Consider the following 12475-nt stretch of genomic DNA (forward strand, 5'->3'; position numbering starts at 1 on the left):
AGGTCGAGGTCCGGTGTCGGCGGGAATCGTGGGACGAGGGAGGCGCCGATGAGCGGAAGCGGTCCCGGGGCCGATGCCGGGCCCCTCCCCCCGCCCGTGATGCGGAGCGGCGCCGATCGTGACGACCACGTCGAGGGGATTCTGGCCGACTGCTCCAATTGCCTGGACGCGGCGGTGCGGGCCACCGGGGCCTACGCCGGAGTGGTCTATCTGCGCTCGCCCGACCGCCGCTCGCTGGTCCTCGCCAAGGTCGCGGGCCTGGCCGTGTCCCTGCTCGGCCCGTGGAGCCGGGTCCCGGTCACGGGCGCGCTGCCCGCGCCGGAGGCGTACCGCACCGGCCGCATCGTGTTCCTGGCCGACGACGGCGACACCATGCGGCGCTTCCCGCAGCTGGCGCTCGGCATGCCGTACGCCTACGCGTCCGCCTCGGCCCCGATCCGCGGCCGCGGTCGCGGCAACGGCAACGGCGGCGAGACGTTCGGCGTGGTCGCGCTGATGTGGCCCGCCTCCCCCGGGCGCGGGCTGCCGGCCGCCCGAAGGCGCCGCCTGCGCGCGGCGGCCAAACGGCTCGGCAACGCCCTGAGCGCCCGCAGCGGACCCGGCACCGACATCGCCTACGACGGTCCGCCGACGGTGACCCTGCTGCCCACCGACACCTTCCCGCTGATCCGGGTGGGCCTGTTCGACTGGAACGTGACCACCGGCGACTTCGACGCCGACGAGGAACTGTGCGAGTTGTTCGGCATCGCCCCGGCCGACTTCGACCGCCGCGCGGCCACGCTGGCCGCCCGGGTGGTCTCCGGCGGCGGGCGCGAGTTCCGCGAGGCCGCGCATCGGGCGGTGGAGACCGGCCGGGTACTGGCCTGGCGCCTCCAGGTGGCCGGCCCCGACGGCACGCACCGGCCGCTGGAGGTGTGGGGGCGCATCCCCGAGGACGAGAGCGGCGGCCGGGCCCGGCACCTGGTCGGCGCCGTCCTGGACCTCGGCACCGGGGCCGCCGCCGCGGAAGCCGTGGAGCGGCTGCGCGACGGCGTCTTCTCGCTCGACGGCGAGGGCCGGGTCACCTACGCCAGCCGCAACCTGGCCGACCTGCTCGGGGTGCGCCTGGAGGACGTACTCGGCCGCGCCCCCTGGGACGCGCTGCCGTGGCTCGCCGACCCGGCGTACGAGGACCGCTACCGGGCCGCGATGCTCTCCCAGCAACCCGGCTCGTTCCTGGCCCGCACCCCGCGCGACCGCTGGCTGGCGTTCTCGCTCTACCCCGACCCGTACGGCCTGACCGGCAAGGTGGTCCCGGTCGCCCCGCCACCCGGCGCGAGCGAGGCGGCGGACGGCGCCGAGGCCGCCCGCCCGACCGGAGCGCCGGAGACCGAGGCCGCCCCGCCCCGGCTCGGCGCGATCTACCACGTGCTCCAGATGGCCGGCGCGCTCACCGAGGCGGTGTCCGTCGGCGAGGTGTGCGAGGTGGTCGCCGACCAGATCCTGCCCGCGTTCGGCGGCCGGGAGCTGGCCATCTACGTGGTCCGCGACAAACGTTTCTTCTTGGCCCTGGAAAGCGGCTACCCCGAGGGCTTCCTGGACCGTTTCGAGGGCGTCCCGCTGGACGCGGCGCTGCCCGGCGTGGAGGCGCTGACCCGGGGCGTACCGATCTTCATCGAGTCGGCGGAGGAGCTGACCGCGGCGTATCCCGGGATCCCGCTGGACGAGATGTCCGCATGGGCCTTCCTGCCGCTGATCGCCTCCGACCGGGCGGTCGGCAGCTGCATCCTCGGCTTCGACCGGCGGCACACGTTCACCCCCGAGGAGCGCTCGGTGCTCACCGCGCTGAGCGGCCTGATCGCCCAGGCCCTGGAGCGGGCCCGGCTCTACGACGCGGAATTCGCCCTTGCCCGGGGTCTGCAACACGCACTGCTCCCGCACCGGCTGCCGACGCTGGCGAACCTGGAGGTGGTGGCCCGCTACCTGCCCGGCACCCAGGGCATGGAGATCGGCGGCGACTGGTACGACGTGATCGACACCGGCCGCTCGGTGGGCCTGGTGATCGGCGACGTCGAGGGGCACAGCGTGGCCGCGGCCGGCACCATGGGCCAACTGCGGAGCGCGGTACGGGCGTTCGCCACCGGGGGGCAGCGGCCCGACGAGGTGGTGAGCTGTACCAATCGGCTGCTCGCCGATCTGGATCCCGGCCTGTTCGCCAGCTGCTGCTACATCGAACTGGACCCGGAGAGCGGGCGGGCCGACGCGGTCCGGGCCGGGCATCCACCGCCGCTGCTGCGCGGTGCCGACGGCCGTACCCGGGTGGTCGAACTGCCCGGCGGCCCGCTGCTCGGGGTGGACCGGGCCGCCGAATACCCGGTGACCCGAATGGCCCTGGAGCCCGGTTCGGTCCTGGCGCTGTACACCGACGGCCTCGTCGAGGAGGTGGGCGTGGACCTGGACCGGGGCATCGACCGCATGCGCGCCTCCCTCTCACACGCCGCCGACACCACCCTCTCCGACGTCGCCGACCGCATGGTGCGCGACGCGGGCCGGCTGACCGAGCGGGCCGACGACGTGGCCGTACTGCTGACCCGCCGGCTGCGACCGATCCCGGGCATGGGGTCCGTCCCGAACGCGGGACCCGCCGCAGGCGCCGGGCCCGCCCCGGTCACCGGCCCCGCCCCGAACGCCCGACCCGCCCCGAGCACGGGACCCGTCGCCGATCTGCGCTGAGCGGCAAACGCGCGACCATGGAATGAGGAGGACAGGAGGGCTTGATGGGCACACCGCACACCGCCGGTGCCGACGACGCCGGCGAGGCCTCGTCCGCCGTGCCCTGGGGCGCGGACCGGGCGCTCCTCGACCACCTGCTCAACCGGGCCCCCATCGGCATGGCGGTGGTCGATCGTGACCTGCGCTGCGTGTGGATCAACGACCAGCTCGAGGAGCGGGGCGGCATCCCGCGCGAGAAACGCCTGGGCCGGCGGCTCAGCGAGATGTTGCCCGGGCTCCCGGCGGAGCACATCGAGGCGCGGATGCGCGAGGTCCTGGCGACCGGGGTGCCGCTGATCGACCACGAGTACCAGGGCCGCACCGCCGGCGACCCGGAACACGTGCACGCCTACTCGACCTCGTTCTTCCGCCTCGAGGACGGCGAAGGGCGCCCGGCCGGGGTCTGCTACCTCGTCATCGACGTCACCGACCGATGGCGTGCCCGGCAACGGTTGGCCCTGCTGAGCGACATCGGCGCCCGGATCGGCACCACCCTGGACGTGGCGCGCACCGCGCAGGAGCTGGCCGATGTCGCCGTCCCCGACCTGGCCGACTTCGTCGCGGTGGACCTGCTCGAACCGGTGCTCCGCGGCGTCGACCCCGAGCCCGGCCCGGTCCGCCGGGCCAACCCCGACCTGATCCGGGTCGGCCAGCGCTCGGTGCGCGAGGGCCGGCACAACGGCGCGGACGACGACCTCGTCGAGTCGATCGCCCGGATCGGCGAACGCGCCCCCGTGGCCCGCAACTCCCCCGGCGCCCGCTGCCTGGTCGACGGCAAGGCCGTACTGGAACCGCTCCTGGACCCGGACCTCCTGCCGTGGCTCGCCGAGGACCGCGTCTCCACGGACCGCACCCGCCGGGTCGGCCTGCACTCGATGATGGTCGTACCGATCCGGGCCCGCGGCACGATCCTCGGCGTGACGCACTTCTTCCGCCGCGACACCCCCGACCCGTTCGAGAGCGACGACCTGATCCTCGCCGAGGAGTTCGTCTCCCGCGCCGCGGTGTCCATCGACAACGCTCGCCGCTTCACCCACGAACACACCGCCGCACTGGCCCTGCAGCGCAGCCTGCTCCCGCACGGACTGCCCCGGCAGACCGCGGTCGAGGTGGCCAGCCGCTACCTGCCCGCCGACGACCGGGCCGGGGTCGGCGGCGACTGGTTCGACGTGATCCCGCTGTCCGGCGCGCGCGTCGCGCTCGTGGTCGGCGACGTGGCCGGGCACGGCATGCACGCGGCGGCGACCATGGGCCGGCTGCGCGCGTCCGTACACACCCTGGCCGACCTGGACATGTCCCCCGACGAACTGCTCGCCCACCTGGACGACCTGGTGATCCGCTTCGTCGACGAGGAGGGCACCGGCGAGGGCGGTGTGGACACCACCGCGCTGGGCGCGAGCTGCCTGTACGCGGTCTACGACCCGGTGAGCCGGCTGTGCACGATGGCCCGTGCCGGGCATCCGCCGCCCGCGCTGGTCCACCCCGACGGCACGGTGGAGTTCCCGGACCTGCCCACCGGGCCGCCGCTCGGGCTGGGCGGACTGCCGTTCGAGGCGGCCGAACTGGAACTGCCCGAGGGCAGCCTGCTCGTGCTCTACACCGACGGCCTGGTCGAGGGGCGCGATCGTGACGTCGAGTCCGGGATGGACCGGCTGCGCGCCTCGCTGGCCGACCCCGACCGGCCGCTGGACGAGTTGTGCCGGTCGGTGCTCGACATCCTGCCGCAGAACCCGCCGCAGGACGACGTGGCGCTGCTGATCGCTCGTACCCGCAAGCTGGACTCCTCGAAGGTGGTGTCCTGGGACCTCCCGGCCGACCCCGCCTTCGTCGCCGAGGCCCGCACCCTGGCGGGCCGGCAGCTCGCCGAATGGGGGCTGGACGAGATCGCCTTCACCACCGAACTGGTGGTCAGCGAGCTGGTCACCAACGCCATCCGCTACGCCTCCGGGCCGATCCGGCTGCGGCTGATCCGTGACGCCACGCTGATCTGCGAGGTGTCCGACGCGACCAGCACCACGCCCCGGTTGCGGCACGCGCGGACCACCGACGAGGGCGGGCGCGGGTTGTTCCTGGTCGCACAGTTCACCCAGCGCTGGGGCACCCGCTACACCACCGACGGCAAGACGATCTGGGCGGAACTGCTGCTGTCCGGCCCGGCGTGAGCGCGCGGCTGCGGGCGGCCGTTCCAGACCCCTCGCCGCGTGGCCCGGATCGGGTGCCGGCGGCCGTCCCCGGCCCTTGTCGGCGGCCCCTGATAGCGTTCCCGGATGCCAGGAACCACCCCCCGGGACGCCGACCACGGGTCGGGCCATCGTGGGCGCAACTCCACGGCCGACCGCGCCCTGGACATCCTGCTGCTGTTCCGCGACGACCGGCTCGCGCTGACCGCGTCGCAGGTCGCGGGGCATCTGGGAGTGGCCCGGTCCACCGCTTACCGCTACCTGCAGAGCCTGACCGCCAACGGGTTCCTGGAGGAGAACGACGGCGGTGTCGGCTTTCGACTCGGGCCGCGGGTGCTCGACCTGGCCCGGCTGGCGCGCAAGGGGGTCGGGCTGTCCGAGTTGGCCCGCCCGGTGATGCGCGAACTGGCGCTCGCGGTCGGCCAGCCGGTGCTGCTGACCCGGCGTACGGGCGATTCGGTGGTGTGTCTGGAGCGCGAGGAGGCGCTCCACACGTTGCGCCTGTCCTATGAGCGCGGCCAGGTGTTCCCGGTCAACGCCGGCGCCGCCGCACTGACCCTGCTGGCGTGGGCGCCCGACGCCGACATCGAACGGGTACTGGCCCGCCCGCTGCCGCGCTTCACCGACGCGACCATCACCCACCCGGACGAACTGCGGGTGCGCCTGGCCGGGATCCGGGCCCGGGGCTACGCGGTGGCCCGCGGCGAGTTCGACCCGGACCTGCTCGGCATCGGCGCCCCCGTACATCGCGAGGACGGCGCGATCGTCGCGGCGGTCAGCATCGCCGCGCTGTCCCACCGCATCCCCGACGAGCAGGTGCCGCACTATGCGACGGCGGTCCGCGCCACGGCGGCGGAACTGTCCGCGCGGGTGAGCCGGATGGGGTTGTAGCGGGGGCGGATCGCCTCGGTGTGCCGCGCCCGTTCGGTCGGGTGCGCGGGTCGATGCCGCCCGCGCACCACTTCACGAATTCGGTGAAGGAGTCCTCGGCGGTGGGCCGGGGGTCGGTCGGGCCGACACGTCCTGTTTGGGCAGTACAACCGGGCCGCGGGTGTCGGCGGTGGTTGCGGGTGGGATGGCGCCGGTGTCTGCTACCCGGCGGCGGAGGCGGGGCGGGTTCGGGCGTCGATCAGGGCCAGCGCGTCGGCGACCGAGCCGGCCGGGTCGGGGAGCGGGTACAGGACGCCGCGCACGGTGCGCGTGTCGTCGAGGAGCAGGGTGAGCCGCTTGAGGCGGTCTACACCCGCGGCCCGGAACGTGGGCAGGCGTAGTGCGGCGGCCAGTTCGAGGTCGGCGTCGGACAGGAGCGGAAACGGGATGTTCGCGTGCGCGGCGAACGCGGCCAATTGGTCGGGGCGTTGGGTGCTGACGCCGAGCACGGTGGCACCGCGGGCGGTGAATTCGGTGATGCGGTCGCGGTACGTGGCGGATTCCAGCGTGCAGCCGGGGGCGCCGGGGATGTGGTCCCAGCCGGGGGGATGCCCCTGGACGCCGGGGGCGTAGGCGCCGGGGAAGCAGTACAGGACCGTCCACGGGGTGTCGGCGATCGGGTCGACGCGCTCGGCGGTGGTGGCAGTGGCGGCGGCGGTGGCCTCGGACGCGGTGGCGGGGCGCAGAGTGAGCGCGGGCAGTTTCGTGCCGACCAGGGCGTGCGCCTGACGGGCCTCGGCCGAGTCGGCCTCGCCGGTGGCGGTCAGCGTGCCGTCGCCGAGGACGAACCGCGTACCCCAGTTCTGCAGCGCGACCAGGACCGGGAGCAGGCCGCGCCCGGCGTCGGTGAGGTGGTACTCGTAGCGCGGCGGGTGCGGGTGATAGAGCCGCTTCTCCAGCACGCCGTGCTCGACCAGGGCCTTGAGCCGCTGGGCCAGCACCTTGCGGCTGATCCCGACCTGTTCGTGGAGCGCGCCGAACTGGTGTACGCCCGCCGCCACATCGCGCACGAGCAGCAGGGTCCACCAGTCGCCGACGACGCCGAGCGCCTGGGTGATGGCGCAGTCGGCGTCCGCCAGATCGGTATATCGCATGTCACCTCGTCTTGCCCGCGTCGTTGCGCTCACTATAGTGAGTTTCCATTGGTTACTCACTTGGTGGCTGCGGGGAACGGGGGTGCGGATGTCAGGCGAAGTGGATGCGACGGGGTTGGCGGGGTCGGGCGGCGGGGCGGGCGCGGTGAGCGGTGTGGCGCCGGGCGGGTCGGATCGCGAGAGCGGGCCGGTCGGTGGGGGTGGTGCGGTCGGTGGGGGTGGTGCGTTCCGGCGCTACTGGGCCGCGCTGACGATCAGTCACACGGGGGACGCGATCACCGCCGTCGCCCTGCCGCTGATCGCGCTTCGCGGCCTGCACGCGACGAGTCTTCAGGTCGGTTTGATCACCGCCGCGCAGTACACCGCCTGGATCCTGATCGGGTTGCCCGCCGGGGTGATCGTGCAGCGCCTCCCGCTGCGCGGGACCCAGGTAGCGATGGACGTGGTGCGCGCGGTCGCGATCGCCTCCGTCCCGATCGCCTGGGCGCTGGACGTACTGGTCCTGTGGCAGTTGGTGGTGGTCGCGTTCGTGGTCGGCCTGGCGAGCGTGGTGTTCGACGTGGGCAACTCGACGCTGCTGCCGTCGATCGTGAGCAAGGAGGAGCTGACGTCCCGCAACAGCCTCACCTCCGGCTCGGTCGCCGCCACCCAGCTCGGCGGCCCGTCGCTGGCCGGTGTGCTGGTGCAACTGTGCGGCGCGGCGAGCGGGTTGCTGGTGGACGCGGTCAGCTACCTGCTCTCCGCGGTGCTGCTGCGCACGTTGCCCCGCCCGGCCCGGCAGGCGCCCTCGGACGGTGGCCCCTCGTTGCGGGCGCGGATGGCCGAGGGCCTGCGCTACGTGCGCCGGCATCCGGCGATCGGGCCGTGCGTCACGGCGGTGACGGCCGTGAACTTCGTCTGCGGGGCGTTGATGGCGCTCGTCCCGGCCCTGCTCGTGCGCACGTTGCACGCGCCGACCGCGCTGGTGGGCGTTCTGATCGCGACCGAGGGTGTCGGCAGCCTGATCGGCGCCGCGCTGGCCACGCGCCTGGTCGCCCGCTTCGGCGGCGCCCGGACGCTGATCGGGGCCGGGCTGCTGACGCCCGTCGCGGTCGGCTGCATACCGTTCGCAGGCGCCGGGCTCGGGCTGCTCGTCTTCGCCGCGGCCAACGCCGCGTTCGGCACCGCCGTCGTGATGATGAGCATCATCACCCGCACCCACCGGCAGACCGTGACGCCGTCGGAGTTGCTGCCTCAGGTGATGGCCACCGTCCGCTTCGTGTCCTGGGGCGCGATCCCGTTCGGGGCGCTGACCGCGGGGCTGGCCGCCACGTGGCTGGGCAACCGGGGCGCGCTGGGCACGATGTTCGGTGTCGCGCTGCTGACCCCGATCGTATTGGGCGCGAGCCCGATCCGGCGGATGCGCGACCTGGTCTGAACCGGGCGCCAAAAATCCGGGTGACCGCGAGCGAGTTCGTGATCTACGGTGGGCGCATGGATGTCACGTTCAAGCGAATCGGTGCGCGACGCCACGCGTTCGGCACCCGACCGCGGAGCGCCCATCCGACGTCGAACCGGGAGCCGTGGAAGGGCCGTTGGCCCGATCGCTCCGGGTCGCCTCGCGGCTGAGCCGCGTTCTGCGCCGTAGCGCGTGGTCGTGTTGGCGCGTTGACGAGTCGTTGCGTTGTCGCGTCATCGTATGGCTGCACCTTCGCGCTGTTGCGCTGTTGCGCTGGTTGTAGGTGGTTGCGTCGTCGTGTCGTCGCGTCGTTTGTGTCGTGACCGGAAACGGTCCCGGCCGTAGGTAGTAGGTTGGCCGGCGACCGTCGGCCCACCCGCCGACGCGCGGCCGTATCACCGCCGCCCCGAGCCGACCCAAAGGCCGCCGCCGCGCGCCGAGTCCGATCCGTTTCGGCTCCGCCCGTCACACGCCGATCCCCACCGATCCGCCGATGCCGCGCCCTCGCGCCGCACCGGTTCGGCGTACCGCCATGCCGCCCTCCTTCGGCCTGCCCGGTGTCGTCGAACCCCGCGCGCGCTGCGCCCATGGGTCGATGGGGTGTGCCCGGTCGCAACTCGACCGGCCCCGGCGGCCGTTCGCCATCCATCCCCGGTGTGCCCACCGGTGCTCTCCGCTGCCCCGCGCGTGGTGTGCGAACACCCGTACGGAGTCGACGGATCGCCGTGTGCTGCCCGGATTCGGCACCACCCGTCCCACCCCTTCGTATGAGATATGAGAGAGGGCTTCAGGCCGTCATGACCAGAACCGCACGCCACCTCGACCTCGCCACCGTCCGCAACATCGGGATCATGGCCCACATCGACGCGGGCAAGACCACCACCACCGAGCGGATCCTGTTCTACACGGGCGTCTCGTACAAGATCGGCGAGGTACACGACGGCGCGACGACCACCGACTGGATGCCCCAGGAGCGCGATCGCGGCATCACCATCACCTCCGCCGCGATCTCCTGCGACTGGACGCTCGACGGCGTCGCACACCGGATCAACCTCATCGACACGCCGGGACACGTCGACTTCACCATCGAGGTCGAACGTTGCCTGCGCGTACTCGACGGCGCGGTCACCGTGTTCGACGGCGTCGCGGGCGTCGAGCCGCAGTCCGAGACGGTGTGGCGCCAGGCCGACCGCTACCGCGTACCCCGAATCTGCTTCGTCAACAAACTCGACCGCACCGGCGCCGAGTTCCATCGCTGCGTCGAGATGATCAGCGAACGACTGGGCGCGGTGGCCATGGTCGTGCAGGTGCCGATCGGCGCCGAGGCGGACTTTCGCGGGGTGGTCGACCTGGTCCGGATGCGCGCCCTGATCTGGTCCGCGGACACCGGACTCGGCGAGGCGTACGACGACGTCGACATCCCGGCCGCGTACCTCGCGGACGCCCGCAGATGGCGCGAACGGCTCCTCGAGACGGTCGCCGAGCACGACGACGCGATGATGGAGGCGTACCTGGCAGGCACCGAACCCACCGAGGCACAACTGCACGCCGCGATCCGGCGGATCACCATCGCCTCCGGTCGCGGCGACGGTCCCACCGTCACCCCCGTCCTGTGCGGAACCGCCTTCCGGAACAAGGGGGTTCAGCCGCTGCTCGACGCCGTGGCGCGCTACCTGCCGTCGCCCCTGGACGTGGGGGCGATCCAGGGCCACGCGGTCGGCGCGCCGGAGACGGCCGTCGTACGCACGCCGTCGACCGAACAGCCGCTCGCGGCGCTGGCGTTCAAGATCGCGAGTGATCCGCATCTGGGCAGGCTGACGTTCCTGCGGCTGTACTCCGGCAGCCTGACCGCCGGCGACCAGGTACAGAACTCGATCAAGGGCCGCACCGAACGTGTGGGCAAGATCTACCGCATGCACGCCGACAAACGAGAGGAGATCGCCGCCGTGGGCGCGGGCGACATCGTCGCGGTGATGGGGCTGCGCCGGACCACCACCGGCGAAACCCTGTGCGATCCGGCGAACCCGGTGGTGCTGGAATCGATGGACTTCCCGGTCCCGGTGATCGAGGTGGCCATCGAACCCGCGTCCCGGGCCGACCAGGAGCGGCTGGGCGTCGCGATCCAACGACTGGCCGAGGAGGACCCGTCCTTCCGGGTCAAGACCGACCGGGAGAGCGGGCAGACCATCGTCTCCGGCATGGGCGAACTGCACCTGGAGGTGCTGGTCGACCGTATGCGACTGGAGTTCGACGTGGCCGCCTCGGTGGGCCGACCGCGAGTCGCCTACCGCGAAACGGTGAGCGCGCCGGTGCCCGGACACGACTACACGTACCGCAAACAAAACGGCGGCAAGGGCCAGTTCGCCAAGGTCCGCATCGCCATCGAACCATTGGAGGGAGACGGCTACGAGTTCGTCGACAAGGTCGTCGGCGGCCGCGTCCCGAAGGAGTTCATTCCCTCGGTGGACGCGGGCTGCCAGGCGGCGATGGAACTCGGGGTCCTCGCGGGCTACCCGCTCACCGGCCTGCGGGTAACCCTGCTCGACGGCGCGTTCCACGAGATCGACTCATCCGAAACGGCCTTCCGCATCGCCGGCTCACTGGCCTTCAAGGAGGCCGCCCGCCTGGCCCGCCCAACCCTGCTCGAACCGGTGATGGCGGTGGAGGTGACCACACCCGAGGACCACTTGGGCGATGTCATCGGCAACCTCAACGCCAGACGCGGCCAGGTCGAGGCCCTGACCGACCGCTCCGGCGCAAAGGTGATCACCGCACTGGTCCCACTCGCCGAAATGTTCGGCTACGTAGGCGACCTACGCAGCCGCACGTCCGGCCGAGCAAGCTACACAATGGAATTCCACTCCTACACAAGGGTCCCACCCCACCTGACCCCCGAAATCCCCACGGGAACAACCGCGGCCTGACCAACGCCCCAAAGCCACCGACCGAAGGCCGGTAACGAAGGAGAAAGCCCCACCCCCGCCCGCCACCCGGGACCCGGGACCCCGCCCCGGGACCCCGCCCCGGATGGCGGGCGGGGCGCTGCCCGGGGGTGGGTCACCACCGGCGCAGGGGACGCTCCCGGGGGATCGGGACGCTCCGGCATGCGCTGCGGGCGGCCGGTGCGGGCCGGCATGCGCTGCGGGCGGCCGGTGCGGGGCTGGTCAGGGCGGTGATGGGCCGCCGCCGGCGTGCGGGGCTCCAAGACCCGGGGCTCCCGACGAGACGGGTGCGTTGCTCGGCGAAAACCGACCGGCAGCGGCGGGGGTGGGGTGGGTGGTCGGGTCGAGTCTCCGGCCGACCTTCCCGACTGGGCCGGGCGCTCCCGGCACACGTCGCGCTTTGGGCTGCGGGGTGGCCGGTCCGGGGCTGGTCTGAGTCGATGGTGGGCCGCCGCCGGCGTGCGGGGCTCCAAGACCCGGGGCTCCCGACGAGACGGGTGCGTTGCTCGGCGAAAACCGACCAGCGGCGGCGGGGGTGGGGTGGGTGGTCCGGTCGAGTCTCCGGCCGACCCTCCCGAGAGGGCCGGGCGCTCCAGGCCCGCGCTGCGCTTTGGGCTGCGGAGTGGCCGGTCCGGGCCGGTCAGAGTCGATGGTGAGCCGCCGCCAGCGTGCGGGGCTCCAAGACCCGAAGCCCCGACGAGACGAGCGCATTGCTCACCGAAACCCGGCCGGCAGTGGGGGCGGGGTGGGTGGTCGGGTCGTCTCCTCCGGCCGACCTTCCCGACTGGGCCGGGCGTTCCCGGCCGGCGCTGCGCTTTGGGCTGCGGGGTGGCCGGTCCGGGGCCGGTCTGAGTCGATGGTGGGCCGCCGCCGGCGTGCGGGACTCCAAGACCCGAAGCCCCCGACGAGGCGGGTGCATTGCTCACCGAAAACCGGCCGGCAGTGAGGGCGGGGAGCGTGCTCCGGTCAAGTCCTCCGGCCGACCTTCCCGACTGGGCCGGGCGTTCCCGGCCGGCGCTGCGCTTTGGGTTACGGGGTGGCCGGTCCGGGGCTGATCAGAGTCGATGGTGGGTCGCCGCCAGCGTGCGGGGCTCCGACGCCCGAAGCCCCCGACGAGACGAGCGCGTTGGTCATCGAAAA

At 73.0% G+C, this 12475-nt stretch carries 6 protein-coding genes; 5 read left to right on the top strand and 1 reads right to left on the bottom strand.

Translation table 11 applies throughout. The features are described from left to right. Positions 1 to 48 precede the first annotated feature (48 nt). The 3 genes from ACFRCG_RS01000 (at position 49) to ACFRCG_RS01010 (ending at position 5822) form a co-directional block, all read left to right on the top strand. Complete coding sequence (locus ACFRCG_RS01000) at positions 49 to 2712, top strand: SpoIIE family protein phosphatase (protein WP_380027308.1); 2664 nt, start codon at positions 49 to 51, stop codon at positions 2710 to 2712. Positions 2713 to 2756: 44 nt separating this feature from the next. Further along, positions 2757 to 4913, top strand: coding sequence for a SpoIIE family protein phosphatase (locus ACFRCG_RS01005; protein WP_380027310.1), 2157 nt, complete (start codon positions 2757 to 2759; stop codon positions 4911 to 4913). A 105-nt stretch (positions 4914 to 5018) separates the two neighbouring features. Further along, positions 5019 to 5822 (top strand): IclR family transcriptional regulator, encoded by an 804-nt coding sequence (locus tag ACFRCG_RS01010; protein ID WP_380027312.1) that lies wholly within the window; start codon positions 5019 to 5021, stop codon positions 5820 to 5822. Positions 5823 to 6022: 200 nt separating this feature from the next. Here ACFRCG_RS01010 and ACFRCG_RS01015 read toward each other — a convergent pair whose 3' ends face one another. Beyond that, positions 6023 to 6955, bottom strand: a complete 933-nt coding sequence (locus ACFRCG_RS01015) for a winged helix-turn-helix transcriptional regulator (RefSeq protein ID WP_380027314.1) — start codon at positions 6953 to 6955, stop codon at positions 6023 to 6025. A gap of 88 nt (positions 6956 to 7043) precedes the next feature. Between ACFRCG_RS01015 and ACFRCG_RS01020 the strand changes: the two genes are divergently transcribed. Both ACFRCG_RS01020 and fusA read left to right on the top strand, forming a co-directional pair. After that, on the top strand, positions 7044 to 8372 hold the full coding sequence (locus tag ACFRCG_RS01020; RefSeq protein WP_380027316.1) for an MFS transporter: 1329 nt from the start codon (positions 7044 to 7046) through the stop codon (positions 8370 to 8372). An 818-nt stretch (positions 8373 to 9190) separates the two neighbouring features. Continuing rightward, positions 9191 to 11317 (top strand): elongation factor G, encoded by a 2127-nt coding sequence (gene fusA, locus ACFRCG_RS01025; protein ID WP_380027318.1) that lies wholly within the window; start codon positions 9191 to 9193, stop codon positions 11315 to 11317. Positions 11318 to 12475: the final 1158 nt, after the last annotated feature.

This window comes from Embleya sp. NPDC056575 (assembly GCF_042793325.1).
GTDB lineage: Bacteria > Actinomycetota > Actinomycetes > Streptomycetales > Streptomycetaceae > Embleya.

Coding starts and splice junctions, on each gene's coding strand:
- ACFRCG_RS01005 (WP_380027310.1), top strand. CDS start 2,757: ATGGGCACACCGCACACCGCCGGTGCCGACGACGCCGGCGAGGCCTCG.
- ACFRCG_RS01020 (WP_380027316.1), top strand. CDS start 7,044: ATGTCAGGCGAAGTGGATGCGACGGGGTTGGCGGGGTCGGGCGGCGGG.
- fusA (WP_380027318.1), top strand. CDS start 9,191: ATGACCAGAACCGCACGCCACCTCGACCTCGCCACCGTCCGCAACATC.
- ACFRCG_RS01015 (WP_380027314.1), bottom strand. CDS start 6,955: ATGCGATATACCGATCTGGCGGACGCCGACTGCGCCATCACCCAGGCG.
- ACFRCG_RS01000 (WP_380027308.1), top strand. CDS start 49: ATGAGCGGAAGCGGTCCCGGGGCCGATGCCGGGCCCCTCCCCCCGCCC.
- ACFRCG_RS01010 (WP_380027312.1), top strand. CDS start 5,019: ATGCCAGGAACCACCCCCCGGGACGCCGACCACGGGTCGGGCCATCGT.